The 25,224-nt window shown below is 37.8% G+C and carries 21 protein-coding genes and 1 pseudogene; 5 read left to right on the top strand and 17 right to left on the bottom strand.

The window, feature by feature from the left end; genetic code table 11:
- Positions 1–122: 122 nt before the first annotated feature.
- The 7 genes from BAQ46_RS10525 to spo0F form a co-directional block, all read right to left on the bottom strand.
- Positions 123–710: a thymidine kinase gene (locus BAQ46_RS10525; RefSeq protein WP_000280862.1), complete on the bottom strand. Its 588-nt coding sequence runs from the start codon at positions 708–710 to the stop codon at positions 123–125.
- A gap of 108 nt (positions 711–818) precedes the next feature.
- A complete protein-coding gene (locus BAQ46_RS10520) occupies positions 819–1,064 on the bottom strand; it encodes a type B 50S ribosomal protein L31 (protein ID WP_000643437.1) in 246 nt (81 codons plus the stop codon).
- A 647-nt stretch (positions 1,065–1,711) separates the two neighbouring features.
- Positions 1,712–2,983 carry a transcription termination factor Rho gene (rho, locus tag BAQ46_RS10515; protein WP_001053898.1) on the bottom strand — a complete coding sequence of 424 codons (1,272 nt, stop codon included), beginning with the start codon at positions 2,981–2,983 and terminating at the stop codon, positions 1,712–1,714.
- 317 nt (positions 2,984–3,300) lie between these two features.
- A complete protein-coding gene (gene glpX, locus BAQ46_RS10510; protein WP_000442336.1) occupies positions 3,301–4,266 on the bottom strand; it encodes a class II fructose-bisphosphatase in 966 nt (321 codons plus the stop codon).
- A 117-nt stretch (positions 4,267–4,383) separates the two neighbouring features.
- Positions 4,384–5,673 (bottom strand): UDP-N-acetylglucosamine 1-carboxyvinyltransferase, encoded by a 1,290-nt coding sequence (gene murA / locus BAQ46_RS10505; protein WP_071741900.1) that lies wholly within the window; start codon positions 5,671–5,673, stop codon positions 4,384–4,386.
- A 332-nt stretch (positions 5,674–6,005) separates the two neighbouring features.
- Positions 6,006–6,863, bottom strand: a complete 858-nt coding sequence (locus tag BAQ46_RS10500) for a class II fructose-bisphosphate aldolase (RefSeq protein ID WP_001131850.1) — start codon at positions 6,861–6,863, stop codon at positions 6,006–6,008.
- A gap of 210 nt (positions 6,864–7,073) precedes the next feature.
- Positions 7,074–7,442, bottom strand: coding sequence for a sporulation initiation phosphotransferase Spo0F (spo0F, locus tag BAQ46_RS10495; protein ID WP_000398594.1), 369 nt, complete (start codon positions 7,440–7,442; stop codon positions 7,074–7,076).
- A 201-nt stretch (positions 7,443–7,643) separates the two neighbouring features.
- Between spo0F and BAQ46_RS10490 the strand changes: the two genes are divergently transcribed.
- Complete coding sequence (locus tag BAQ46_RS10490; protein ID WP_000912421.1) at positions 7,644–8,168, top strand: DUF2529 domain-containing protein; 525 nt, start codon at positions 7,644–7,646, stop codon at positions 8,166–8,168.
- A gap of 30 nt (positions 8,169–8,198) precedes the next feature.
- On the opposite strand, the gene pyrG is transcribed toward BAQ46_RS10490, so the two are convergent.
- The 8 genes from pyrG to BAQ46_RS10450 all read right to left on the bottom strand — a co-directional run bounded on the left by pyrG (position 8,199) and on the right by BAQ46_RS10450 (position 18,115).
- A complete protein-coding gene (gene pyrG, locus BAQ46_RS10485) occupies positions 8,199–9,806 on the bottom strand; it encodes a CTP synthase (protein ID WP_000170454.1) in 1,608 nt (535 codons plus the stop codon).
- 257 nt (positions 9,807–10,063) lie between these two features.
- On the bottom strand, positions 10,064–10,597 hold the full coding sequence (gene rpoE, locus BAQ46_RS10480; protein ID WP_000346283.1) for a DNA-directed RNA polymerase subunit delta: 534 nt from the start codon (positions 10,595–10,597) through the stop codon (positions 10,064–10,066).
- A gap of 154 nt (positions 10,598–10,751) precedes the next feature.
- The gene (locus BAQ46_RS10475; RefSeq protein ID WP_000238604.1) at positions 10,752–11,381 is read right to left on the bottom strand and encodes a TetR/AcrR family transcriptional regulator; all 630 of its coding nucleotides are present in this window, start codon (positions 11,379–11,381) and stop codon (positions 10,752–10,754) included.
- 64 nt (positions 11,382–11,445) lie between these two features.
- Positions 11,446–12,585, bottom strand: coding sequence for an acyl-CoA dehydrogenase AcdA (gene acdA, locus BAQ46_RS10470; RefSeq protein WP_000545521.1), 1,140 nt, complete (start codon positions 12,583–12,585; stop codon positions 11,446–11,448).
- Positions 12,586–12,606: 21 nt separating this feature from the next.
- A complete protein-coding gene (locus BAQ46_RS10465; protein WP_001011168.1) occupies positions 12,607–13,737 on the bottom strand; it encodes an acyl-CoA dehydrogenase in 1,131 nt (376 codons plus the stop codon).
- A 72-nt stretch (positions 13,738–13,809) separates the two neighbouring features.
- Complete coding sequence (locus BAQ46_RS10460; protein WP_000538858.1) at positions 13,810–14,661, bottom strand: 3-hydroxybutyryl-CoA dehydrogenase; 852 nt, start codon at positions 14,659–14,661, stop codon at positions 13,810–13,812.
- Positions 14,662–14,710: 49 nt separating this feature from the next.
- Positions 14,711–15,994: an acetyl-CoA C-acetyltransferase gene (locus tag BAQ46_RS10455; RefSeq protein WP_116777227.1), complete on the bottom strand. Its 1,284-nt coding sequence runs from the start codon at positions 15,992–15,994 to the stop codon at positions 14,711–14,713.
- Between the two features lie 9 nt (positions 15,995–16,003).
- Positions 16,004–18,115, bottom strand: coding sequence for a (Fe-S)-binding protein (locus BAQ46_RS10450; protein ID WP_001086790.1), 2,112 nt, complete (start codon positions 18,113–18,115; stop codon positions 16,004–16,006).
- Positions 18,116–18,421: 306 nt separating this feature from the next.
- Between BAQ46_RS10450 and cls the strand changes: the two genes are divergently transcribed.
- The 3 genes from cls to BAQ46_RS10435 all read left to right on the top strand — a co-directional run bounded on the left by cls (position 18,422) and on the right by BAQ46_RS10435 (position 23,408).
- Positions 18,422–19,615, top strand: a complete 1,194-nt coding sequence (cls, locus tag BAQ46_RS10445) for a cardiolipin synthase (protein ID WP_071741899.1) — start codon at positions 18,422–18,424, stop codon at positions 19,613–19,615.
- A gap of 32 nt (positions 19,616–19,647) precedes the next feature.
- Complete coding sequence (gene uvsE / locus BAQ46_RS10440; protein WP_071741898.1) at positions 19,648–20,601, top strand: UV DNA damage repair endonuclease UvsE; 954 nt, start codon at positions 19,648–19,650, stop codon at positions 20,599–20,601.
- 128 nt (positions 20,602–20,729) lie between these two features.
- A complete protein-coding gene (locus BAQ46_RS10435; protein WP_061131880.1) occupies positions 20,730–23,408 on the top strand; it encodes a DUF4084 domain-containing protein in 2,679 nt (892 codons plus the stop codon).
- 18 nt (positions 23,409–23,426) lie between these two features.
- Here BAQ46_RS10435 and papR read toward each other — a convergent pair whose 3' ends face one another.
- Together papR and plcR are read right to left on the bottom strand one after the other, a co-directional pair.
- Entirely contained in the window at positions 23,427–23,573 is a 147-nt protein-coding gene (gene papR, locus BAQ46_RS10430) for a quorum-sensing peptide PapR (RefSeq protein ID WP_000734728.1), read from the bottom strand.
- Between the two features lie 89 nt (positions 23,574–23,662).
- A complete protein-coding gene (gene plcR / locus BAQ46_RS10425; RefSeq protein ID WP_000542931.1) occupies positions 23,663–24,520 on the bottom strand; it encodes a transcriptional regulator PlcR in 858 nt (285 codons plus the stop codon).
- Positions 24,521–24,692: 172 nt separating this feature from the next.
- Between plcR and BAQ46_RS10415 the strand changes: the two are divergent.
- A pseudogene (locus BAQ46_RS10415) lies at positions 24,693–25,195 on the top strand (M4 family metallopeptidase); the annotation flags it as partial.
- Positions 25,196–25,224 lie beyond the last annotated feature (29 nt).

Here is a 25,224-nt window from a genome sequence, read left to right as displayed (position 1 = left end):
GCGAGAGAGTGAAATGGCCTGCGATTCTAGCCGCTGGAGCTAGATATCACAACTTAAAGCGCAAGTGGCTCACACCACTCACACTCTCTATTCTGAAAAAAACCCGCCTTGTGCAGCGAGTTTTACTTATCTTTGTTTGTAGGAACTGCATGACAATGACGACAGCGTGGTTCATACGATTCTGAAGCACCAACTAAAATAATCGGATCATCAAATGCCGCTGGTTCTCCATCAATTAATCGTTGTGTACGACTTGCCGGAGATCCACATGCAGAACATACTGCTTGTAGTTTTGTTACATGTTCAGCAATCGCCATCAGCTGAGGAACTTGTCCAAATGGTAGACCACGGAAATCTTGGTCTAAACCAGCTACAATGACACGATAGCCACGATTTGCCAATACTTGCACCACTTCCACAATGTCCCCATCAAAGAATTGCACCTCATCGATTGCAATTACATCCATTTCTTCAGTGATATGTTCAAATATATCTTTTGAAGCTGAAACAGGAACTGCTTTTACCTTTAATCCGTTATGTGATACAACGTCTTCTTCACTATAGCGATTATCAATACATGGTTTAAATACAATTGCATGTTGTTTCGCAAATTGCGTACGACGCACACGGCGGATAAGCTCTTCTGATTTACCAGAAAACATACTACCGCAAATCACTTCAATCCAACCGTTCTGATTTATTAAGTACATGAAGCTCTCCTTTCATCTACTTTTTAATTAAAAGTAGGGTAAAGGTATAATATTTTCGCAAAAAAAACAGACAAGCGAATAGATACACTTGCCTGTTTTATGTTTTTATTACTTAAGACCGTATTTCTTATTGAAGCGGTCAACGCGTCCGTCTGCAGTAGCAAACTTCTGACGTCCAGTGTAGAATGGGTGAGAATCAGAACTGATCTCAACTTTTAGTAATGGATAAGTGTTACCATCTTCCCACTCAACAGTTTCGTTAGATCCTCTAGTAGATCCGCTTAAGAATTTGAAGCCTGTGTTTGTGTCCATGAATACAACTTTCTTGTAATCTGGGTGAATTCCTGCTTTCATTCTTTTCATCTCCTTCCGCCCTGAATCATTTTCGAAACAGAGTTTTTCATCTTCAGCTGCATACACAACTATATTGATGAAACACATATGATGAAATTATAACAAGGCTAACTTCATTTTGCAACTACCTGTTTTTGTCTTTTTAATTTTAAAAGCGCAAGCGGCTCGTTCAGAATGGGAGGGGGATGGAGCTTCTGACGTAGAGGCGCTTTTTGCCTCGTAGGAAGACGCGAAGCCACCGACCATTCTAGCCGCTGAAGCTGGATATTATCTTAAAAGTGGAGGGGGCTCGCTCAGCTCTGACCAGCTAAGGTTCTTTCGACCTAAAGGTGCTTTTTACCTTTCGGGCGGAAGGTTCTTAGATGCGAAGAGCTAGCCACCGGAACTGGATATCATTTAAAAGCAGAAGCGGCTCTCTCAGAATCGCAGGCTATTTAGAACTCTCGACCTTGAAGCGCTTTTTGCTTCGAGCGAGAGAGTGAAATGACCGGAGATTCTAGCCGCTGGAGCTGGATATTATCTTAAAATGGAGGCCGCTCATCCAACTAGAACCAACTAATGCCCTTCCACTCATCTCTCTTTAAGATCACCTAAAAAACATAAAAAACTCGCTTACCATAAAATAAGCGAGTCCCAATCTTTTCCCTTTACTTCGTTGTTACATATCTTTTCGAATCTGCAACAATGTTTTGTAAAAATTCTTCATTTGTCTTTGTTTGACGAAGTTTACGTAAGAAACCTTCAACAAAGTCTGGTGTATCACGCATTGTTTTACGAATACCCCATAGCTTGTCTAAATGTTCTTTCGGAATTAATAGATCCTCTTTACGTGTACCAGAACGGCGAATATCAATTGCCGGGAAGATACGACGCTCAGCTAATGAACGATCTAAATGAAGTTCCATATTTCCAGTTCCTTTAAATTCTTCGTAAATTACATCGTCCATACGAGATCCTGTATCAACAAGAGCTGTTGCTAAAATTGTTAAGCTACCGCCTTCTTCGATATTACGTGCAGCCCCAAAGAAACGCTTCGGTCTATGGAAGGCAGCTGGGTCGATACCACCCGATAATGTTCTACCACTTGGCGGAATAACAAGGTTGTAAGCTCGCGCTAAACGGGTAATACTATCCATTAAAATGATAACATCTTTTTTGTGCTCTACAAGACGCATTGCACGTTCTAACACAAGTTCTGCTACTTTAATATGATTTTCTGGTACTTCATCAAAAGTAGAGCTTACAACATCTCCTTTAACAGAACGTTCAATATCTGTTACTTCCTCTGGACGCTCATCAATTAAAAGGACAATTAATTCAGCTTCCGGATGATTTGTTGTAACACTGTGTGCGATTTCTTTTAATAGACTAGTTTTACCAGCCTTTGGAGGCGCGACAATTAAACCACGTTGTCCAAATCCAACTGGTGCAATTAAATCCATGATGCGTGTCGGTAACTTTTTCGGTTCCGTTTCCAATTTCATTTGGCGATCTGGGTATAATGGTGTTAATGCAGGGAAATGCACACGCTCTTTTGCTGACTCTGGATCATCTCCGTTTACAGCTTCAACTTGTAATAATCCAAAGTAGCGTTCATTTTCTTTCGGAGGTCGTACTTTACCAGAAACCTTATCTCCATTACGTAAATCGAAACGACGAATTTGCGAAGCTGAGATATAAATATCTTCTGAGCTTGGAGAGTAGTTGATAGGACGTAGGAATCCAAATCCTTCTGATTGAATAATTTCTAATACGCCTTCCATGAAGAAGAAACCTTCTTTTTCTGCTCGAGCTTTTAAAATGGCGAAGATTAACTCTTTTTTCGTTAATTTGCTATAATACGAAATTTTAAATTCTTTCGCAAGCTCGTATAACTCTTTTAATTTCATGTTTTCTAATGCTGCAATTGACAAATTCATTCAGACACCACACTTTAACGTTATTCTCTTTTCACATGGGTAAAGGGAAAAAATACGGAAGGCAAATAATTAATAATGAAAGGCAATAAGTTCAAGTAGGGTAATATTCACTATTGTAACCCTTTTATCTAGTTTTAATCAATACGTTGAAACACAAATACAAGAAGCGAAGACAAGAAAATTTGTCTTCGCTTTTTATTTAATCCAGCTTCAGCAGCTAGAATGGTCGGTGGCTTCACTTCTTCCTACGAGGCACAAAACGCCTCTTCGTCAGGAGTTCCAATGCCTTCCCCTTCTGAGCAAGCCACCTCCGCTTTTTACTTAATAACCAAGTTCGGTTTTTTATTTAAGCTGTGACGTCCGTCTACGAAGCGTACTGTGCCTGATTTTGCGCGCATAACAAGGGATTGTGTTGTTCCTACGCTACCTTTAAATTGAACGCCGCGTAGTAGTTCTCCGTCTGTTACGCCTGTTGCTGCGAAGATTGCATCGTCACCTTTTACTAAGTCCTCCATGCGAAGGATGCGGTTGATGTCTTCTATGCCCATCTTTTTGCAACGCGCCAATTCAGCTTCGTTTTGTGGTAATAATTTCCCGTGAATTTCTCCACCTAAACATTTTAATGCAACTGCTGCTAACACACCCTCAGGCGCGCCACCAGAGCCGAATAAAATATCTACACCTGTACGATCAAATGCGGTGTTGATTGCACCAGCTACGTCTCCATCATTAATCAATTTAATGCGAGCACCAGCTTTACGAATTTCTTCAATAATTGCTTGATGACGTGGACGGTTTAAAACTGTCGCTACAACATCTTCAATATCTTTGTTTTTCGCTTTCGCAACTGCACGTAAGTTATCGATAATAGGCGCATCAATATCGACCGCCCCAACTGCTTCTGGGCCAACCGCGATTTTATCCATGTACATGTCAGGAGCATGTAACAAATTACCATGATCTGCAATTGCAATAACAGCAAGAGCATTCCATCCACCAGCTGCTACAATGTTTGTCCCTTCTAAAGGATCAACTGCAACGTCTACACGCGGACCATATCCTGTACCTAATTTTTCTCCGATATATAGCATTGGTGCTTCATCCATTTCACCTTCACCAATTACAACTGTACCTTTCATCGGAATTGTATCAAATACATCACGCATAGCTGATGTTGCTGCACCGTCTGCCTCATCCTTTTTCCCGCGTCCCATCCAACGCGCTGATGATAAAGCTGCAGCCTCTGTTACACGTACTAACTCCATAGATAAACTTCTTTCCACGATAATCCCTCTCCTTTAAGTCTTTATATTTCTGCCGTATTTTGTGAACCGTGTTTTTCTATAAAGTGTACTTCCGCAAGTAGTGATGCTTCGCTTCCCCCCTCGCGGAAGTATCACTTATGCGTTCTTCATTTCTTCAATTTCTTGCTTTGTCATTTGTTCTCGCCAAATGTTTGCACCAAGCCCTTTAAGCTTGTCTACTATATTTTCATAGCCACGATCAATATGCTCAAGTCCGGTTACTTCTGTAATTCCATCCGCCATCAATCCTGCAATAACAAGGGCTGCTCCAGCTCGCAAATCACTCGCTTTCACTTTTGCACCTTGTAATAAAACAGGACCAGTTACGATAGCTGACCGACCTTCTACTTTAATTTGCGCATTCATACGACGTAATTCATCAATATGTTTAAAACGTGCGCCATAAATCGTATCCGTTACAACACCCGTTCCATGCGCCTTTGTTAAAAGTGTTGTAAATGGCTGTTGTAAATCTGTTGGGAAACCTGGATATACAAGCGTTTTTATATCAACTATTTTTAATCTTCTATCACCGTTCACTGTAATCTGGTCATCATTCGTTTCAACTTGGACACCAGCTTCTCTTAATTTTGCAGTAACTGACTCCAAATGCTGAGGAATAACATTATCAACTGTTACTTCTCCTCCTGACGCAGCACCTAAAATCATATACGTACCCGCTTCAATACGATCTGGAATGATCGTATGATGACAACCGTGCAATGAATCCACACCATCAATTCGGATTACATCTGTACCAGCACCTTTAATGCGTGCTCCCATGCTAGTTAACAGTGTAGCTACATCAATAATCTCTGGTTCTTTCGCTGCGTTTTCAATAACAGTTCTACCTTTCGCTCGTACAGCTGCTAGCATAATATTAATCGTAGCTCCTACACTAACAACATCTAAATAAATACGTGCCCCTCGTAGTTCATCTGCTCTTAAATAGATAGCACCTTGTTCATTCGTAACATGTGCACCTAACGCTTCAAATCCTTTAATGTGCTGATCAATCGGCCTCGGTCCTAAGTGACATCCACCTGGAAGCCCAATAACAGCTTTTTTAAAACGGCCAAGCATCGCACCCATTAAATAATAAGAAGCACGCAATTTTTTCACTTTTCCATTTGGTAAAGGCATTGCAACCATGTTAGAAGGATCGACTACCATCTCTTCCTCCTGTCCATACGTTACTCTTCCTCCAATTTCCTCTAGTAAGTCTCCTAACATTTTCACGTCCGAAATATTAGGGACACCACCAATAGTTACTGGAGTATCTGCTAAAATTGTCGCTGGAATTAATGCAACAGCGCTGTTCTTTGCACCACTCACACGAATTGTTCCATTTAAAGCTCTTCCGCCTTCAATTAGCAATTTTTCCATATTGAGCTCCCTTCTTGTGAATGTATTTACTTTCTATATTTTTATAGAAAGCTCCCCCTTAAGAATCTCAATCACTCTTTCCACCCTAACACTCAATAAATAGGAAACCATCATCTTCATTTCTCCTGTCATACAAAAAGATAAAGATTAACTATTTATCGAATTTACTTTATCAATTTAGATACATTATCACATTTATTAATAGGACTATGCACATTATTTTCTATTTCAAAAACAAAATGATAAAATCTTTAGACTTGTTCACGCTTTCATTATACAACGAAAGGAAACCGTCTAAAAGAGTAGACGGTTTCCAAAACGGAATTTTATTCTTACGCTTTACCGTTAGAACCGAATTCGCGAATTTTACCAATAACAGTTGCTTTGATAGCGTCGCGGCCAGGTCCGATAAATTTACGAGGATCGTAAACTTCTTGGTCTTTGTTTAATACTTCACGAACAGCTTTTGTAAACTCAATTTGGTTCTCAGTGTTTACGTTGATTTTTGAAGTACCTAAAGAGATAGCTTTTTCGATATCAGCAGTTGGGATACCAGTACCACCGTGTAATACTAAAGGTACGCCAGTGAAGTCACGAACTTGTTCCATTTCAGCGAATCCTAAGTTAGGCTCACCTTTGTAAGGACCGTGTACAGAACCTAAAGCTGGAGCTAGGCAATCGATACCTGTTGCTTCAACAAGGTGCTTACACTCAGCTGGGTCAGCGTAAATTACGCCTTCAGCGATTACGTCGTCTTCTTGTCCGCCAACTGTTCCAAGCTCAGCTTCAACAGATACGTTACGAGCGTGTGCGTATTCTACTACTTTTTTAGTAGTTTCTACGTTTTCTTCGAATGGGTGGTGAGAAGCGTCGATCATTACAGATGTGAAACCTGCATCGATTGCTTCTTTACATTTTTCGAAGCTTGAACCATGGTCAAGGTGAATCGCTACAGGAACAGTGATGTTCATTTCTTCGATTAAAGCTTTAACCATAGCTACAACTGTTTTGAAACCAGTCATATGACGAGCTGCACCCTCAGATACACCTAGGATTACAGGAGATTTTTCTTCTTCCGCAGCAGCTAAGATAGCTTGAGTCCACTCTAAGTTGTTCATGTTGAATTGACCAACTGCGTATTTTCCTTCTAGTGCTTTGTTTAGCATTTCTTTCATAGAAACTAAAGGCATGGTGAATCCTCCTAAAAAACGTTTTTTGTATCCGATAAGTTCTTATCGCTGGTAGTATGACCAGAATAAGGTAAAATATGTATATCTACATACCGGACTTTTTTCTACACTCAATAGGATAACAACTTGTACTCAAAAACTCAACCGTATTCACCTGCACAATAGTCCATGTAAACGCTTTTTTCCATATTTTTTATAAAAAATTCATTTTTAAGCCTCTACAGCGAGTTCATTTCTCACCGCTTGACGAATTTCATCAATATCAAATGGTTTAGCAAAATGCATTAAAGCACCTAAATCTTTTGCTTCTTGGATCATATCAAGCTCTCCATAAGCAGTCATTAAAATCACTTTAATACTCTCATCAATTTCTTTTACATGCTTTAAAATCTCTATACCATCCATACCTGGAATTTTCATATCTAACACAACTAAATCTGGATTATCTTTTTTCACGATATCTAAAGCTTGAAATCCATTCGCTGCTTGGAATGTCTGATAACCTTCTTTTTGGAACACTTCATGTAATAACACACGAATGCCATATTGATCATCAACGATTAAAATTTTCCCTTCCATAACTCCCAACCTTTCTGTGTAAGTACAAGATTTAAAGCTTCTTATATCTTAACGATTAATTTTCGCTATTCTTTACCAAATTCCTTCCTATTTCTTTCTTATTTTACCGTTTCCTATTTTGTTATGCCACCTTCGATTTCACCTTTCTAAAAAAATAAACTATAATGAAAGCCGGTAAACACGTACGAAGGGAGTAACATTATGTTAAAAATTTTTTCAACCCAATTAAGCGGTTATTTCTCCAGAGTTTCTCAAAAAGAGGAAATGAATATAGAAGATAGCGCCCGTCTACTTGCTCAAGCATTAGTTGGCGAAGGTTTCATTTATTTACATGGTACAAATGAAATGGAGGGCGTTGTTGCTGAAGCACTATTCGGTGCTGAACCAATGAAGCAAGCAAAACGATTTTTTGAAAATGGTAAAGAAGTAGAAGTAACTTCTGCAGATCGTGTGCTTCTTATTAGCCGTTTTTCAACAGATGAAGAAGTTGTAGCAATAGCAAAAAAACTGCAAGCAGATGGACACTCTATTGTCGGCATCTCTGCTATTCAAGAAGGCAATGAATCACTAGAACAATATACAGATGTACATATTGATACAAAACTGTTAAAAGGGCTTATTCCAGACGATGAAGGTAATCGCTACGGATTCCCAAGCTTAATGATAGCTTTATTTGCATATCACGGAATCAAATTTACAATCGATGAAATGTTAAATGAATATTAAAAAAAGCGCCCTATTTCAGGCGCTTTTTTATTACTTGCTCTCTTTATTCGTAATAGAAGCTTTTACGAAGTCATGGAACAATGGCTGTGGACGGTTTGGACGAGAAACAAGTTCTGGGTGGAACTGTGCTGCCACGAACCAAGGGTGATCTTTTAATTCAATGATTTCAACTAGACGGCCATCTGGGCTTGTACCAGAGAATACAAATCCTTCTTTTTCCATATCCGGACGGAATTGATTGTTGAACTCATAACGATGACGATGACGCTCATATACAACCGGCTCATTGTAAGCGTTGTAAGCATTTGTTTCTTCAGCAAGCTTACATGGATATAGACCAAGACGAAGTGTACCACCTAAGTCTTCTACATCTTTTTGTTCTGGTAATAAGTCGATGATTGCGTAAGGTGTGTCAGGATTGATTTCAGAAGAGTTAGCTCCTTCTAATCCTAATACGTTACGTGCGAATTCGATTGATGCAAGTTGCATACCTAAGCAAATTCCTAGGAATGGAACTTTGTTTTCACGAGCATATTGAATTGCAACGATTTTACCTTCTACACCACGATCACCGAAGCCACCTGGTACAAGGATACCATCTGTGTCTCCTACTAATTCTTGTACGTTCTCTGCTGTTACGTGCTCAGCATTTACCCATTTCACTTCTACATCTGTGTCGAAAGAGTAACCCGCATGACGAAGTGCTTCTACAACAGAAATGTATGCATCTTGAAGCTCTACGTATTTACCAACAAGAGCGATTTTTGTTTTCTTAGAAAGGTTACGCACTTTTTCAACTAGCGCAGTCCACTCTGTCATATCTGCAGCTGGATTGTCTAATTTTAAGTGATCGCAAACGATTTGGTCCATATTTTGCTCTTGAAGAGATAATGGAACTGCATATAAAGTATCTGCATCGCGTGCTTCAATAACTGCTTTTGTATCAATGTCACAGAATAATGCAAGCTTGTCTTTCATATCTTGAGAAACAGGCATTTCTGTACGAACAACGATAATATTTGGTTGAATACCTAAACTGCGAAGCTCTTTAACGCTATGTTGCGTTGGTTTTGTTTTCATTTCACCCGCTGCTTTTAAGTACGGGATTAACGTACAGTGAATGTACATTACATTGTCACGACCGATGTCGCTCTTAATTTGACGGATTGCTTCTAAGAATGGTAGAGACTCGATGTCACCAACAGTTCCACCGATTTCTGTAATAACAACGTCCGCGTTTGTTTCGCGACCAGAACGGTATACGCGCTCTTTAATTTCGTTAGTAATGTGAGGAATAACTTGAACTGTTCCTCCTAGGTATTCACCACGACGCTCTTTTTGAAGAACTGAAGAGTAAATTTTACCTGTTGTTACGTTGCTGTATTTGTTTAAGTTGATGTCGATGAAACGCTCATAGTGACCAAGGTCTAAGTCAGTTTCTGCACCATCATCTGTTACGAATACCTCACCGTGTTGGTATGGGCTCATAGTCCCTGGGTCTACGTTAATGTATGGATCAAACTTTTGAATTGTTACGTTTAAACCACGATTTTTTAAAAGTCTTCCAAGAGATGCTGCTGTAATACCTTTACCTAAAGACGATACTACACCGCCTGTTACAAAAATATACTTAGTCATGAAAAAGCTCCCTTCTATTTTGCTGTTATATAATCACCGTTGCAAAGCGCAACGTATGTAGATAACACTGTATCCATCTTATTGTTAGACTCTTTTTATTTTCTAAACAAAAAACAAAAAAGAAAATTGCTCCCCTCATCACATAAAGTAATAAGTAGGGAGCAATTTTCTTTTATATTTACACTTTAAAAGTATTATCGTCCTTTTTTAAAGAGCCCAAAAATGATTCTACATGGACGATAATGAAAAGTCAAGAACTACAGTTCTTCCTCTTCTTCTTCTTCAGTTTCATCATACTCAAGTTCTTCTTCAGCGAAGTCATCTTCATCGTCCTCTAAATCATCAAGATCATCGTCGTCTCCGTCTTCGTCTTCAAGAACCTTGTCCAAATCTTCTACATCATCATCTTCGTCTTCATTTCCGTCTACATCATCAAAGTCATCTTCATCTTCTTCAATGTAGTCGTCAAAACCGTCTTCTTCAACTTTACGTTTCTTCTTCGGTTTTGGTTGAGGCAAGATTTCTTCATCAATTTGCTCATATGGGTACCAGCTACGTAATCCCCAACGATTTTCTCCTAAATTAATGAAACGTCCATCGATGTTTAAGTCTGTATAAAATTGTGCGATCTTCGCATTAACTTGCTCTTGAGATAGTCCCAGCACTTGAGCGATTTCTTGAACCAACTCGTTGAATGTCGTTGCTTGTTTTTTATCCCCTAAAACGCTATGTACAACTTCAATCATTGAACATTCTTTTAGCTCTTCTGGTGAATATTGCTTAAAATCCACTTATGCGGCACTTCCTTTCATCAAATATAACCTTATATATAACGGCCTGCTTAAAAAAATCCATACTATTCATTATAAACAAAAGTCGCACAAATATGCTACAAAAAAAACGGGAAACTTTTATAGGGTAGTAAAATTATAATTTGTGCATTCCTTATTTCGGAAGCATATGGGCCCCTTGTAATACATACCTAATTTGCATGTCTGTATATTCCTCGAGCGTATATAGCTTTTGCAACGCCCAACGTCGAAATCCCCACATCTGTCCTTGTATAAAAATATTATGCGCAAGAAGCTGTATTTCTTTTTTATTTAATGTAAATGTTCCGTTTTCCGTACACTGTTCTAAAATATTCTCAAACATTCCTACCATTTGAAACTCCTTTTCTAATACGTACGGGAGTGATTCTTTCGGTAAAAAGCGTACCTCTTGATACATTATTAATACTTCTTCCTGCAATTCGTCCATCACTTTAAAATAATTCGTTATTGCTATCTTTAAACTTTCTACACTTCCTTTTTCCGTACAAACTACTTCCTCTAACCTTTCTTTTACATGTTCATAAATACTATCACAAACTAAATACAAAACATCATCTTTTGTACGAATGTATTCATAAAGCGTTCCAATACTAAATCCAGCTGCCTTTGCAATCTCTCTCGTTGTTGTACGCGGAAATCCTTTTTGTTTAAACAGTTGTACTGCACCTTTAATCATTTGTTCACGCCTTAACGCAACTAATTTTTCATCTTTCACTGATGCATGCACATTATGTTTAACCATCCCCTTCACCTCTCTATTATTTTTTGGAAGGAAAAAGCGTAGGAAAATACCTACGCCTTTGATCCTACTTCGTTAACATACGAGAAATTACGAGCCTTTGAATCTCTTGTGTTCCTTCATATATCTGTGTAATCTTTGCATCTCGCATGTATCGCTCTACTGGATAATCTTTCGTATAACCGTAACCACCAAATACTTGTACCGCTTCCGTCGTCACCTTCATCGCTGCATCACCTGCAAATACTTTTGACATCGCTGACTCTTTCCCATACGGAAGCCCTTCCGATTCCAGCCAAGCTGCTTGATATGTTAGAAGACGCGCCGCCTCCACATCCGTTGCCATATCTGCAAGTTTAAAGCCAATCCCTTGTTGCGCCGCAATCGGCTTCCCAAACTGATGACGCTCTCTTGCATATTCTACGGAAGCATCTAAAGCCCCTTGTGCAATACCGACCGCTTGCGCCGCAATACCGTTACGGCCACCATCTAATGTTTGCATCGCTATCTTAAACCCTTGTCCTTCTTCACCAAGTAAATTCTCTACAGGAATACGGCAATCTTCGAACATAATTTCAGTTGTTGGTGAAGAGCGAATCCCTAATTTACTCTCCTTCTTCCCAACTGAAAATCCTGGTGTATCACTTTCCACTATAAATGCACTCGTGCCACGCTGCTTCGATTCAGGATCAGTTAATGCGAAAACAACATAAATATCAGCAATACCACCATTAGTGATAAATATTTTTGATCCATTTAATACATAATGGTCTCCATCTCTTTTGGCGATCGTCTTCATTCCACCAGCATCCGATCCAGACCCTGGCTCCGTTAAGCCGTACGCACCAATTTTCTTTCCTTCAGCCATCGGTCGTAAAAATGTTTGCTTTTGCTCTTCTGTTCCAAATTTAAAAATTGGCCAACCAGCAAGCGAAGTATGTGCAGACAATGTTACACCTGTAGAAGCACATACACGCGATAATTCTTCAATAGCAATTACATACGCTAAGTAATCGCTTCCAATTCCGCCGTATTCTTCAGGCCACGGAATACCAGTTAAACCAAGCTCGGCCATTTGATCAAATATTGCACGATCAAACCTCTCTTCTTCATCACGCTCAGCTGCCGTCGGTGCTACTTCATTCTTAGCAAAGTCTCGAACCATTTTTCTTATCATTTCATGTTCTTCTGATAGTTTAAAATGCATGCCCGTCTCCCCCTTATGCTTTTATAAAGCCCGGCTAATAACAAGTTTCTGTATTTCGCTCGTTCCTTCATATATTTGCGTGATTTTCGCATCACGGAAAAATCTTTCTACTGGATAGTCCTTCGTATAACCGTATCCCCCAAATACTTGCACCGCTTCAATCGCAACTTCAACAGCTGTTTTAGAAGCGAATAATTTCGCAATAGATGCTTCCTTACCACATGGTAATCCTTGCGCTCTTAGCGATGCCGCCCTATATACGAGTAATCGCGCCGCTTCTACACTAGTTGCCATATCTGCAAGTTTGAAGCCAATCCCTTGCTGCGCCGCAATTGGCTTTCCGAATTGCTCACGTTCTTTCGCATAATCAATCGCACATGCAAGCGCCGCTTCAGCAATCCCTAATGCTTGCGCCCCAATCCCAATTCTTCCAACATCTAAATTCGCCATTGCTACCTTAAATCCTTGTCCTTCTTCACCAAGTAAATTCTCAGCCGGTACCTTCATATCCTCGAACGTAAGTTGTACAGTGCGAGAACCGAGCAGTCCCATTTTATGCTCATCTTTACCGATAATTAAGCCTGGTGTATCTTTCTCTACTATGAATGCAGAAATCCCACTCTTTCCTGCCTCTGGATTTGTAGAAGCGAATACAATATATGTACTTGCTTCACCACCATTTGTAATGAACACCTTCGATCCATTAATAATGTAATGATCGCCTTTCTTCACAGCTCTTGATTTCAAACTTCCTGCATCCGATCCTGCATTTGGTTCTGTTAATGCAAATGCACCTAAATATTCACCAGTCGCAAGTTTAGAAACGTATTTCTCTTTCTGTTCTTCTGTTCCGAAATATAAAATCGGGTTCATTCCAACTGACGTATGTACAGCTAAAATTACACCAACCGTTGCGCTTACCTTTGAAATTTCTTCAATTGCTAAAATGTAAGAAATAAAATCCATTTCTGCCCCGCCGTATTTTGCAGGCGCTGGAATTCCCATTAATCCAAGCTCACCCATCTTCTGCAAAATCTCTTTTGGAAACACCCCTTGTTCCATACTAGGAACAAAGGGAGCAATTTCCTTCTGTGCAAAATCTCGAACCATTTTTCTCATCATTTGTTGCTCTTCATTAAAACGAAAGTTCATATACTCCGCCTCCATTTGCTATAAATCCTTTTAATAATTTGGTAAGACCACTATTTTGTAACAAAGGGGGATTTATTCGTAAACGTAGAAACCACGACCTGTTTTACGTCCTAACCATCCTGCATTTACGTACTTACGCAGTAATGGACATGGGCGGTATTTACTATCACCTAAACCTTCATGCAACACTTCCATAATATATAAACACGTGTCTAAACCGATAAAATCAGCGAGCGTTAAAGGACCCATCGGGTGATTCATACCAAGTTTCATTACTTCATCAATCGCTTCTTTCGTCGCTACACCTTCATATAACGTATAAATTGCTTCGTTAATCATCGGCAATAAAATACGATTCGATACAAATCCTGGGAAATCATTTACTTCAACTGGTACTTTGCCAATTTTCTTCGTAATATCTTCAATTGTTTTGTATACCGCATCATCTGTAGCCAAACCACGAATAATTTCAACAAGTTTCATAACCGGAACCGGATTCATAAAGTGCATACCGATTACTTTTTCCGGACGTTTCGTTACCGCGGCAATTTCTGTAATTGGCAAAGATGACGTATTTGTCGCTAAAATTGCGTGTTCTGGAGCAATTTCATCTAAATTCGCAAAGATTTTCTTTTTAATATCCATTTTCTCGACAGCTGCTTCGATAATAAGATCCGCTTCCTTCACACAATCTAAATCAAGCGTTACTGCAAGACGGTTTAATGTCGCTTCCTTTTCTTCTTCCTTCATGCGCCCCTTTTCTACTTGGCGTGCTAAGTTTTTCGTAATAATAGCCAATCCTCTATCTAATTGCTCCTGTTTTAAATCTTGTACCTTCACATCGTATCCTGCCATTGCACATACTTGCGCAATTCCTGATCCCATTTGTCCTGCACCAATTACAACAATTTTTTGTACACCCATTTCTTCTTCCCCCTTAATTTTTAATAAACTATATATCTTCTAATCTTAATTAGTGAACTTCAATCATCACTGCATCGCCTTGACCGCCACCACTACAAATCGAAGCAATTCCAATTCCACCGCCGCGTTGCTTAAGTGCATGGATTAGTGTAACGATAATGCGCGCTCCGCTTGCTCCAATCGGATGTCCCATCGCTACTGCGCCGCCATTTACATTCAATTTTTCTGGGTCAATTCCTGCGATTTCTGTACTTGCAATTGCTACTGCTGCAAATGCTTCATTAATCTCGAATAAATCGATGTCTTCAATTGTCTTGCCTGTTTTTTCAAGCAATGCGTTAATTGCATAACCTGGCGTTCTCGGGAAATCTTTAGACTCCACTGCAATTGCTGTATGTGCCAAAATTGTCGCTAACGGCTTTCTTCCTTCTTGCTTCGCTCTTTCTTCGCTCATTAATACAAGTGCAGCACCACCATCGTTTAAGCCTGGTGCATTACCAGCTGTCACTGTCGCTGTTTTATCAAATACAGGTTTTAATTTTGCTAACTTTTCAATTGTTGTATCCGCGCGTGGCGCCTCATCCTTTGCAACGACAATAGGATCGCCTTTTCTTTGCGGAATCGTTACTGGCACGATTTCCTCTTCAAAACGTCCTTCATTATGTGCTGAAACCGCACGCTGGTGGCTACGATATGCCCATTCATCTTGCGCTTCGCGAGAAATTCCATCTTCCTTCGCAACTTCTCCGCCATAAACACCCATGTGTATACCTGAAAATGCGCATGTTAAACCGTCAGCAACGTTTAAATCAACGACTTCGTTGTTGCCCATTCTATATCCCCATCTTGCTCCTCGTAAAATGTAAGGACTGTTACTCATCGACTCCATACCACCAGCTACAATCAATGATTGATCGCCAGTACGAATAATTTGATCCGCTAACGTAACCGCACGAAGCCCCGATGCACAAACTTTATTCACTGTTTCCGTCTGCACTTCCCAAGGGATTCCAGCAGCCCTCGCCGCTTGGCGCGACGGAATTTGCCCCTGCCCACCTTGAATAACCGTTCCGAATATAACTTCCTCAACATCACTAGCAGAAACATTTGCTCTTTCAAGCGCCGCTTTAATTGCAATCCCTCCAAGTTCTGTTGCTTTTACATCTTTTAAAGATCCTCCAAATTTTCCAACTGGTGTTCTTGCAGCACTTAAAATAACTGTTTTACTCATGTTTCTTTCCCCCATTTCATTTTTTAACACTGAGCGCTCGCTCGGTATCCCTACGTTGAGAAGAGGTGCAATCATTGCACCTCTTTCTAAAGTTGTATGCATTCCTACAAACTAGATTGCTTCTTTCTTCTGTCCAATCACTGAGCGTTCTAAAATCTCTGTTACATCGAGAGTTTGAACTTTCTCTTCAACTTCTTTCGCTTTCGTCCCATCACTAATCATCGTTAAGCAATACGGACATCCTGTACCGATAATGGATGGCTGTACAGCTAATGCTTGTTCTGTACGAGCAACGTTAATGCGTGAACCTGTTGTTTCCTCCATCCACATTAAGCCACCACCTGCTCCACAGCACATTCCCGTTTCACGGTTACGTGCCATTTCTACAAGATTCACACCAGGAATCGCTTTCAAAATGTCACGCGGGGCTTCGTATACTTCGTTGTATCTTCCTAAGTAGCAGGAATCATGGTACGTAACTGTTTCCTCAATAGCGTGAACCGGTTTTAAGCGTCCTTCTTTCACCCACTGAGCTAACAGTTCTGTATGATGATAGACTTCTGCTTGCAAGCCAAAGTCCGGATACTCATTTTTAAATGTGTTATAAGCATGAGGGTCAATCGTAACGATTTTCTTCACTCCTGCTTTTTCAAATTCCTCGATATTTTTTGTCGCCATCTCTTGGAAGACAAATTCATTTCCAAGACGGCGCGGTGTATCTCCAGAGTTCTTTTCCTTATTACCGAGTATCGCAAATGAAATGCCTGCTTCGTTCATCAACTTCGCAAACGATATCGCAATCTTCTGACTACGATTATCATATGATCCCATTGAACCAACCCAGAATAAATATTCGAACTCCTCGCCAGCTTTCGATTTTTCTTTTACAGTTGGAACCGTTACTTCATCATCACCTTGGCGCCAAGTTTCACGCTCTTTACGGTTTAGACCCCACGGATTCCCTTGACGCTCGATGTTTGTCATCGCACGCTGTGCTTCCGCATCCATCTTTCCTTCTGTTAAAACGAGATAGCGGCGTAAATCAATAATTTTATCAACGTGCTCATTCATAACTGGACACTGATCCTCACAGTTACGACACGTTGTACAAGCCCAAATCTCTTCTTCTGTAATAACATCTCCAATTAAACTTGGATCGTAAGCGAGTGTTGCAGCCGCTGATTCTTGTTGCCCTTTCCCAGCTGCCATCATCGCTAACTGATTTCCTTGTGTATTATTAAAAGCAACTACTGGAACCCAAGGCGCTTTTGATGTTACTGCCGCTCCTTTATCAGTTAAATGATCGCGAAGTTTTAAAATTAAATCCATCGGCGATAACATTTTACCTGTTCCTGTTGCCGGACACATATTTGTACAACGACCACACTCTACGCAAGCGTATAAGTCAATAAGCTGATTTTGTCTAAAATCTTCGATTTTACCAACACCAAATGTTTCTTGTGTTTCATCTTCAAAGTCAATCTTTTCAAGTTTCCCTGGATTTGAAAGACGGCCGAAGAAAACGTTAGCTGGGCCCGCAATTAAATGCGCGTGTTTCGATTGTGGAACATAAACTAAAAATGTTAACAAAATTAGTAAATGCACCCACCAAGAGAAATAGAACACAGAAATGGCTACGGTTTCATTTATCCCTGAGAAAACGTAAGCGATTGCAGAAGCGATTGGCTCACTCCATGAAAGCTCCTCGCCATGCCATATAATTCCCATCCCATTACCGAGTAGCACAGAAATCATTAAGCCACCGATAAAGATAAGAACAAGGCCTGATTTGAAATTACGTTTTAAACGAACTAGCTTCTCAACATAGCGTCGATGAAAAGCCCAAAAGACTGCAATTAAAATAACAAGTGTGACAATTTCCTGGAAGAATGTAAATGCAGGGTATAGTGGTCCAAGTGGAAGATGTGATCCTGGTGCGAGTCCTTTCCAAACGAAGTCAATTGCTCCAAATTGGACAAGAATAAATCCGTAAAAGAACATAACGTGAATAATGCCGCTCTTTTTATCTTTCAGCAGCTTTTTCTGACCGAAAACATTGACCTTAAGGAGATCCCAACGCTCTTTAAAACGACGGTCAAATTCAATCTTTTTTCCTAACTGTATGTAGGCCATCCTCGTTCGTATAAGATACACAAACAAATATCCCGCATAAGCAATAACAGCAATGGCAGCCAGCCAATTCATGATCAGTAAGCTATTCATTTTTATGCTACCCCTCTCTTTGTAAGCCCTCTTTCTTTTTTAGAATCTTCAAAAACATATAATTTTCTGAATTTTATCCCCTACCTTCATTATATAATGAGTGAGCATTCAGTCAACAGTTTTTTGTTATACAACAACATATTTTTTAATAAAGCTGTTTATTTCGGTGAAACTATAAAGTGAAACTTTAATCATTAGAAGTTATTTACTCCCTACTAATTATCAGCCCACAAATAACCGAATAAAATGAATGTTTGATTTATAAAAAACAAATGGTGAAAAGACCGTGAAGGAGGGAATTTACTCATGTTCTTCTTATCTCTCTTATTAATAGGTATTGCTCTCTGGATTGTAATTGATCTTTCTTATGGGAGAATTGTTCATTTAAAGCGTGTACGTTCTCGTTCTTTCCCTTTACGTCAAAGTGATTTTCACCTTTATACATACGGAAAAGATTTGTATGACACTCTATTTACTGATATAAAACAGGCGAAACACCATGTGCATGTTTTGTTTTTCATTGTAAAAAACGATACAATCAGCCGAGAATTTTTAAAGTTACTTATTGATAAGGCAAAGGAAGGAATTGAAGTAAGACTTTTACTCGATAGATTGGGAAGCCATCATTTATCAAACGAGGCCGTTCGCTCCCTACAAAAACATGGTGTCTCTTTTTCATTTTGTCACAAAGTAAAGTTTCCTTTTCCTTTCTTTTCTGCAAATCAAAGAAACCATAGAAAAATTACAGTTATCGACGGGAAAATTGGTTACATTGGGGGATTTAATATTGGTGAAGAGTATTTGGGACATAATGAGCGGTTAGGATTATGGAGGGACTATCATTTACGTCTTACAGGCGAAGGAGTACAAGATTTACAAAAGCAATTTTTACATGACTGGTTTGATGATACAAACCAAAATTTATTGGACGCTTCTCTTTATTTTCCGAAACAGCAACCCGGTACTATCGAACATCAATTTATTCCAACTGATGGTGCCTATTTACAACATACTTTTTTACATTTACTTGAAGGTGCAAAAAAGGAACTCTTTATCGGTACACCCTATTTCATTCCTGGAAGAAAAATTATGAACGCATTATTAGAAGCACGAAAACGCGGGGTTCAAATCACGATTCTCGTTCCAGAAAAAGCGGATCACCCCCTTGTTCGAGAAGCAAAATTCCCATATTGCCGAAAGTTAATACAAGCTGGCTGTAATATTTACGCATTTCAACAAGGTTTTTTTCACGCTAAAGTTATTATAGTTGATGACTATATCTGTGATATCGGAACTGCAAACTTTGATATGAGAAGTTTATATATTAACCATGAAATCAACTGCCTTTTATATGATGAACATTTTATACAAACAGTAAAAAATAAATTCCACGAAGATCTAGAAAATGCGTCATTACTTTCCTTGAAAGATGTTAGTCCGAATTCTCTCATTAATAGAGGCAAAGAATGCATAGGAACAATACTTGCTTTCTTCCTATAGGAAAGATAATGCATAAAGGAGATGTATTCATTATGATTATGCGTTTCGGATATGTCTCACATGCAATGGCACTCTGGGACTGTTCTCCGGCTAAAACGATGACATTTACAAGCTTTCAAAAGCTTAGTAAACAAGAACGAGAAGATAAATTATACGATGTTACGCGGCAGAATCTTGAGCATACAATACGTATTCTTCATTACAATATAGCGCATGAAATTCCATTATATCGCTTATCTTCTTCCATCGTCCCACTTGCAACACATCCCGAAGTCGAGTTTGATTACATCGGATTGTTCACACCGCTTTGGCGTACAATTGGGGCATTAATTAAAGAACATAATTTACGAGTAAGTTTTCATCCGAATCAATTTACACTATTTACAAGCGACAAACCACACATTACGACTAACGCTATTACAGATATGACCTATCATTATAAAGTATTAGATGCAATAGGCATTGCAGATTCTTCTTATATTAACATCCATGTAGGTGGTGCCTACGGAAATAAAGAAAAAGCGGTTGAACGTTTCCATGACAACATAAAAAAACTTCCTGCACATATAAAGAGGCAAATGACACTTGAAAATGATGATAAAACATATACAACTGCTGAAACTTTATCTATTTGCCAAAAAGAAAAGATCCCATTCGTATTTGATTATCACCATCACATGGCAAATCTTTGCGAAGAACCGTTAGAAGAGTTACTTCCTGCAATTTTTGAAACTTGGTCACATACAAATATCGTTCCTAAAGTTCACATTTCCTCTCCTAAATCAAAAAAAGAATTTAGGGCTCACGCGGAATATATTGATTTAGAGTTTATTAAACCTTTCTTACACATTGCAAAAAAAATCAATCATAATTTCGATATTATGATTGAAAGTAAACAGAAAGATTTAGCGATGCTGCAATTCATACATGAATTATCCTCTATAAGAGGGGTAAAAAGAATAAGTAGCTCAACATTACAATGGTAAATTGTAATGTTGAGCTATTTTTTTCAAAAAAAGTAATTTTTTTAGTAAAAAACATCCTATTTTATATGCTATGATTGGAATTAGCATTTTCCACCTGTGATTCAACTTTATTGAAACGGAGTCATAATATGATTAATCAAAAAAAATACGTACACTTTGTCACGATGTACATAATTATATTTTCTCTTTGGATATTTCTTATCCCTAAGGACTTAAATATAAAAGAAATTGGAATTCTCTTCTTATTTTTTTTCGCTACACTCTTTTCTTGCTATTGCCTATATAAAGCAATTAAGAAAATGAAGCGCGGTGACAAATTATTTTGGGTTTTAGTACTATGCACTTGCCTATGTGGATTGACAATGGAGATAACTCTATTTCTTCATTCACTTTCTATATATGACCAAGTCATATTCTCATATAAGGCATTGCCCTTTTTTATCGTACAATATATTTTGCTCTTTTCTGGCTTTGCTATAAAGTTCATAAAACATTACTCTATTAGAGGACTAGCTCAATTTTCATTCGATAGCATCTTTATCGTTATTATGAATATTTATTTTACCTTAACTTTTATTTTGGACATTTCAAGCTTTCGTATGTTAACAACAGATACCTGGGTTTTAATTGGATATTTTATTGCACAATCATTAGTAATCTACGCCGTAATTAGTCTATATAGAAGAGAAGAATATTCTTCTAGCAGAATTTCATTAATTATCGGCTTTACTATTATACTCGTGTACGGATATATACACCTGTTTCAATTAAACGCAGGGATAAAACCTTCTTCTGAAGTCTCTTACTTAATACATACTGCTTCGATTTTATTAATTGGTTTGTCATCCATACTATATATTTTAGATAAACCAATACAGCATGAAACGAAAACAAAATATTATCGGTTTGATTATGTGCGCTTTATATTACCTTATTTTAGTATAATCATTACTTTTTCTTTTATTATCTTTCAACCTTGGGATGATAAGTTCATGTTGATCGGTCTAGTATTATCTCTTATCTTATTATTCTTACGACAACTTTATATGTGGAAAGATAATCAGGCACTAATCGATACATACGAGCAGTTGACTACACAACTAGAAGATAAAGTAGAAGAAGGTGCATCTGCTTTATCAAAAAGTGAACAACGTTATAAATCTTTATTCGAAGATCACCCGGATGCTGTTTTCTCTTTAAATATGTATGGTATTTTCCAGCAGTCTAATACAGCTTGCGAAAGCTTATTTACTGCCTACTATTGTGAAGTAGAAAGCTATTCCCTTTTACACTTTATTGACTCAAAAGACCATGATTTACTAAAGAAAGCTTTACAACTAACGAAAGAAGGTAGACCACAAACTTTAGAAGTTCGTACAAAGGAAAAAGAAGGTTACTACTATTACCTTCACATTACACTCATCCCTACTTTCATAAACAAGGAAGTTGTCGGGATGTTTGGCATAGCACGTGATATTACAACTTTATATGAAAAACAAAAACAAGTAGAACATTTAGCCTTTCATGATGCACTTACCGGATTACCAAATCGCCGTAAGTTTGAAAAAGATTTAAAAAACATTTTAAATACCGCTCAGGCTAGCGCAAATGATGTTGCCGTCATGTTTCTTGATTTAGATCGATTCAAAAAAATTAACGATAGACTCGGTCATGACGTCGGAGACTTGTTATTAATTGAAGTAGCAAAACGATTACGCAGTTGCCTACGTTCAAAAGATGTCGTTGCTCGCCAAGGTGGAGATGAGTTTACAATTCTATTACCAGATATGTACTCAGAAAAAAGTGCGGCCTTTATAGCTGAACAAATTTTAAATATTTTAAACAAACCATTCTTCATTAAAGATGAAGAACTGTCTATTACACCAAGTATCGGAATTGCAATGTACCCTGATTGTGGAACTGATGTAACAGCATTAATGAAAAATGCTGATATGGCTATGTATCGCGCGAAAGCAAATGGAAAAAACCGATTTGTTTTCTTCTCAAAAGAAATGAGTATCGCTCAAAATGAGAGTAACTTCTTAGAAGGAGAACTTTCAAAAGCATTACAACAAAATGAATTTTTCCTTGAATACCAGCCACAAGTAAGCACAAAAACAAAACAAGTTATTGGTTTTGAAGCATTAATTCGTTGGAAACATCCAAAGCTCGGTATCGTATCCCCAGCCCAATTTATCCCTCTAGCAGAGGAAACTGGATTCATTATTGAACTTGGAAATTGGATTTTACGTACTGCTTGCTTAGAAGCGAAAAGATGGCATAATCAAGGTTTCTCTCACTTAAAAGTCGGTGTAAATTTATCTGTAGTTCAATTTAATCATGCAGATTTAATCCCAACTATTTCAAAAGTTTTAGAAGAAACAGAGTTAAAACCAGAAGCACTAGATATCGAAATTACAGAAAGTATCGCCATTAACCAAAATCAATCTGTAGTTGCAAAACTAGAACAACTTCAAAATCTCGGTATTCAAATTTCAATTGATGACTTTGGAACTGGTTATAGTTCTTTAGCTTATTTAACAAAATATCCAATTAATACATTAAAAATTGCTCGAGAATTTATTTGCGGAATTACAACTAGTCCTTTAGAGGAAGCGATTATTTCTTCCATTATTACACTATCAAAAGAACTAAATTTAGAAGTTATCGCAGAAGGTGTAGAAACTGAAGAACAATGGAAGTTTTTATATGAGCAAAACTGTGACCACATTCAAGGATTCTTTATTAGCAAGCCCGTTTCTAGTAAAGACGTTTGGAGGTTACTCCACAAAAAAACAACCGTCTAAGTAAGACGGTTGTTTTTTTTAATATTCAAAAGGTACATCTGAAGCTAATTGTACTTCTTGATCATTATGAGAAATTACTTGGTTTTTCTCTAAAGCTGTATCTCCTAATGAAATACCCCATGCCATTGCTAACGTTAACAGACTACCAATAAGTAGTTTTTTCATATTCCATCACCCACATTTTTTCTTTAAATATATCATGAAAATTTATCCACATCTTATGCAATTATGCATATTTTCTTTTTAAATCTTTTTTATTTCTTCATCCTTTTTATAATTGATTCTTTTAATGTATGGTTTCCTAATATATCGAAAAAGAAGTAAGCTTTTTCGTAAGCATCTTCAATTTCTGCTCTATCACACTCTAGCTTTTCTAGGCACTCAACTTTTCGATAGTATAACTGTCCAATCAATGTCATACTATTAATTTGACACGATAGTTCAATGGCTTTATTTGCGTGACAAAGTGCTTCTTCGTATTGATTGTCTAAGTATAATGCCTTTGCATAATTATGTCTCACCTTCACATCAAACTCTTTATTATCATGCAATACTTCTAATTGCTTTAATATATTTTCATATAACTCAATACTCTTCTTAAAATGGCCATTTTCAGCGTAAATGTTTGCAATTGCGTTTTCAATATACAGGTTCTGGTATACATCTATACCTACCAATTGTTGATTGAGCAATTTCTTTAATTCTAAAATACAATATTCGTAATCAATTTTTTTCAATACGTAAGCAGCCACATGATATTGCCATTGAAGAAACTGCTGAAGCTCAGGATGATATTCTTCCTTTTTCAACTCATTCCATACTTTATTATAAATTTCCTTATATTTCTTTTGCTTACAAAGCGTAATAATTCGGTCTTTTAGCTGCTTATTCCTTTCAATGTCAGAATAGATAAGTACCTCATAAAAATGGATAATGGGAACTTGTAACTTTGCTGCAATACCTTGTAATATGTCCATACTTGGGTATACCGCGCCCGATTCAATTCGGCTCACTTCCGATTGGTGACATATATTCTCGGATAACTGTTTTTGTGTTAATCCTCTCATCACCCTAATTTTCTTAATTTCACTTCCTAATTTTTCTGCGTGCATACTTACTCACCATCCCACTATAACAATCTAATTTTTCGAGTTGTCATACCACTACAATAAAGTGAATTCGACAATTTTTGATATGAAATAATGCATAATATATATATATAAAATTCGGCAAATTTTTCATACAATCCATCCCATATACAATAATAGATTAGGAGTATTATAGATAAATTATAGAAAACTTGCCCATGCTTTTATTACACTCGGTCTTTTTTATCCTTTATCAGCAAAAGCGATCCACACCCAAGAATTAGACAAAATGAATTAAAAGTTGAAATTGCTCAGCCTAGTTTAACAATTTAGAAATTAACACAACCCCAAAATGATACGAAAGAAAATATTGCGAAAAACTATTTAAAAGGTGAGGTAAATGGGGCTAAGGCTCAACAAGAGCAAGTAAAAACTGAAAAAAATGGAGAATTTCAACCTACCGATAAAGAAAATCAAACCGAATTTCATCTTGAACAATCTTTCAAAAACTATAAAGTATATGGTCAAGATTTCATTGTAAAAGTAGATAAAAATGGAGTAATTACAACTATTAGTGGCAAATTGGTCCAAAATTTAGACCAACAACTTAATCTAACTATAACAAATTTTTTGTCGAAAAATGAAGTAAAATCTTCATTATGTACTACACTTCAACTTCCAAGCAATTCAACTAAGACGTAATTCTCTAGTGAAACCGTTGTTTATAA

Origin of the sequence: Bacillus paranthracis (assembly GCF_001883995.1) — a bacterium.
Classification (GTDB): domain Bacteria; phylum Bacillota; class Bacilli; order Bacillales; family Bacillaceae_G; genus Bacillus_A; species Bacillus_A paranthracis.
This window is presented reverse-complemented; position numbering and strand designations above follow the sequence as displayed.

Coding starts and splice junctions, on each gene's coding strand:
- BAQ46_RS10520 (WP_000643437.1), bottom strand. CDS start 1,064: ATGAAAGCAGGAATTCACCCAGATTACAAGAAAGTTGTATTCATGGAC.
- rho (WP_001053898.1), bottom strand. CDS start 2,983: ATGAATTTGTCAATTGCAGCATTAGAAAACATGAAATTAAAAGAGTTA.
- acdA (WP_000545521.1), bottom strand. CDS start 12,585: ATGCATTTTAAACTATCAGAAGAACATGAAATGATAAGAAAAATGGTT.
- BAQ46_RS10500 (WP_001131850.1), bottom strand. CDS start 6,863: ATGCCTTTAGTTTCTATGAAAGAAATGCTAAACAAAGCACTAGAAGGA.
- uvsE (WP_071741898.1), top strand. CDS start 19,648: ATGATTATGCGTTTCGGATATGTCTCACATGCAATGGCACTCTGGGAC.
- BAQ46_RS10465 (WP_001011168.1), bottom strand. CDS start 13,737: ATGAACTTTCGTTTTAATGAAGAGCAACAAATGATGAGAAAAATGGTT.
- spo0F (WP_000398594.1), bottom strand. CDS start 7,442: ATGGAAGGGAAAATTTTAATCGTTGATGATCAATATGGCATTCGTGTG.
- BAQ46_RS10460 (WP_000538858.1), bottom strand. CDS start 14,661: ATGGGTGTACAAAAAATTGTTGTAATTGGTGCAGGACAAATGGGATCA.
- murA (WP_071741900.1), bottom strand. CDS start 5,673: ATGGAAAAATTGCTAATTGAAGGCGGAAGAGCTTTAAATGGAACAATT.
- papR (WP_000734728.1), bottom strand. CDS start 23,573: ATGAAAAAACTACTTATTGGTAGTCTGTTAACGTTAGCAATGGCATGG.
- plcR (WP_000542931.1), bottom strand. CDS start 24,520: ATGCACGCAGAAAAATTAGGAAGTGAAATTAAGAAAATTAGGGTGATG.
- BAQ46_RS10450 (WP_001086790.1), bottom strand. CDS start 18,115: ATGAATAGCTTACTGATCATGAATTGGCTGGCTGCCATTGCTGTTATT.
- BAQ46_RS10475 (WP_000238604.1), bottom strand. CDS start 11,381: ATGGTTAAACATAATGTGCATGCATCAGTGAAAGATGAAAAATTAGTT.
- BAQ46_RS10435 (WP_061131880.1), top strand. CDS start 20,730: ATGATTAATCAAAAAAAATACGTACACTTTGTCACGATGTACATAATT.
- cls (WP_071741899.1), top strand. CDS start 18,422: ATGTTCTTCTTATCTCTCTTATTAATAGGTATTGCTCTCTGGATTGTA.
- BAQ46_RS10490 (WP_000912421.1), top strand. CDS start 7,644: ATGTTAAAAATTTTTTCAACCCAATTAAGCGGTTATTTCTCCAGAGTT.
- pyrG (WP_000170454.1), bottom strand. CDS start 9,806: ATGACTAAGTATATTTTTGTAACAGGCGGTGTAGTATCGTCTTTAGGT.
- BAQ46_RS10525 (WP_000280862.1), bottom strand. CDS start 710: ATGTACTTAATAAATCAGAACGGTTGGATTGAAGTGATTTGCGGTAGT.
- BAQ46_RS10455 (WP_116777227.1), bottom strand. CDS start 15,994: ATGCATACAACTTTAGAAAGAGGTGCAATGATTGCACCTCTTCTCAAC.